The organism is Kistimonas ophiarachnellae, from assembly GCF_057552235.1.
Genome location: NZ_BAAJPA010000078.1, coordinates 1 through 436, shown reverse-complemented (window position 1 = coordinate 436; position 436 = coordinate 1). Strand labels below are relative to the sequence as shown.

At 52.1% G+C, this 436-nt stretch carries 1 protein-coding gene; it reads right to left on the bottom strand.

Features of this window, described 5'->3' with window-relative positions; all coding sequences use genetic code 11:
* Positions 1 to 400 (bottom strand): calcium-binding protein (locus tag AC27K1_RS21710; protein ID WP_487152885.1); only part of this gene is annotated, 400 nt, incomplete at its 3' end.
* Positions 401 to 436 lie beyond the last annotated feature (36 nt).

The following is a 436-nucleotide window of genomic DNA, read 5'->3' as shown; positions in this document are numbered from 1 at the left end:
CCAGGCTGCTGGTCATTGTCCGGAGAATGTCGGTGACATCCCAGGTCATGTTGCCGTGATCGCCTAAAACCTGATCGATGCCACTACCGCCAGTAATGGTGTCTTCGCCAGTACCACCAATAACCCGGTTGAAGCCATCACCAAGGTTCAGGGTGTCATTACCGCCAGTGGAGTCATCAACATCTGTACTGGTCAACGTGACCAAATGGCCATCGGTAAACCGGGCTGAACCGTTGTCGCCGATCACAATGTCAGCATCGCCAGTAGTCGTTACTTCATCATTGCCCTGACCGGCGATCACAACATTGTTGCCATTGGAAAGGGTGATCACATCACGAGCGCCCTGATTATTCAGCGCACTTTCAGCTGACTGCAGGATATCCGCCGTGTCATAGATCATGACACCGTGGTCACCTATTACATGGTCTGCATTGAT